Origin of the sequence: Sinorhizobium americanum (assembly GCF_001651855.1) — a bacterium.
GTDB lineage: Bacteria > Pseudomonadota > Alphaproteobacteria > Rhizobiales > Rhizobiaceae > Sinorhizobium > Sinorhizobium americanum.
This window is the reverse complement of sequence record NZ_LNQC01000004.1, coordinates 1-1,279: the sequence shown is the minus strand read 5'-3', so window position 1 is coordinate 1,279 and position 1,279 is coordinate 1. Positions and strand designations below refer to the sequence as shown.

General features: G+C 62.2%; 1 protein-coding gene. It reads right to left on the bottom strand.

The annotated features are described in order from the left end of the window. Nucleotides 1-90 precede the first annotated feature (90 nt). Nucleotides 91-1,279, bottom strand: a 1,189-nt coding sequence (locus ATC00_RS00025) for an IS1182 family transposase (protein WP_082911895.1), incomplete at its 5' end; no start/stop codon positions are given.

Genomic DNA, 1,279 nt, shown 5'->3' with positions numbered 1-1,279 from the left:
CGAGGACGTGTGAAAACGCGGGTGCGTGACTGTCAATGACTGCTACTTTTTTCGCGTGTCGTGACGGCGCGCGCTGTCGGCCGAGCGTGGTCAGGCGGCGATCGCCTCCATCAGCGGCTTGACGCCGAAAATATTGATCATCCGCTTCATATTGTAGGCGAGCACCTGCAGACTCATCTCGGTTTTGACCTGGTCGAGGGTTCTGGTCAGGAAATGGGTACTGCCCATCCATGCCTTGAGCGTTCCGAAGGGATGCTCGACAGTCTGCCGACGGATGGTCATGGCCTCGAGCATACGGTCGAGTCTGGCCTGCATCTTGTCGAGGACACTCTCGTGCTGCCAACGCTTCAGGCGCTTGATCTTGTCGGGCGTGCATCGGGACTTGAGGGCGCAGGTCAGGCAGGCGGTGAGGTTGCGATACTGATCGATGTTGTCCCGGCGGTCTGAGCGCACCTTTCCCCTCGTCAGGTGCTCGCCCGCCGGGCAGGTGTAGCGGTCGGTCTCGGCGTCATAGATGAAGTCAGCGACGGTGAAGAGGCCGCGCTTGGCGTTGCCGGAGGTCCGCGTCTTGGGGATTATGGGCAGAATGCCCGTGCCCTCGCAGGCCAGCACCTCGTCACCGTTGTAATAACCCCGGTCTGCCAGCACTGTGACTTCCTCGCATCCCGTCGCATCGCGGGCCTTCTCGGCCATCGCGCTCAGTTGCGCCCGATCGCTGCCGAGATTGGTCACCTCATGCGCAACGATCAGGTGGTGCTCGGCGTCGACGGCGATCTGGACATTGTAGCCGACAATGCCGGTGCCTTTGCCGCTGGTTGCCATCGACCGGGCATCGGGATCGGTCAGAGAGACTTGTTTGTCCGGTGCGGCCTCGACCTGCTTGCCGATCTCCCTGAGGGACTGCATCTGCCGGCGCAGGCCTTCGATTTTCTCCTTGAGGCGCACCGTCTTGGCTCCGGCGATATCGCCGTCCTCCCGATCAGCTCGGTCCAAATCCGTCAGATAGCGCGCGATGCTGGCCTCCACCTGCTCGATGCGCTTGACGACCTTGGCCACAGTGAAGTTCTTGTCGCGGTTATTGACCGCCTTGAACTTGCTGCCGTCGATGGCGACGACGGCTCGGGTGAACAGGTTGAGTTGGCGGCACAGCACCACGAACTGCGCGCAGGCGGCGCGGATCGCTGCCCCGTTGTCGCGGCGGAAGTCGGCAATCGTCTTGAAGTCCGGCATCAAGCGGCCGGTGAGCCACATCAGTTCGATATTGCGCTGGCTCTCCCGT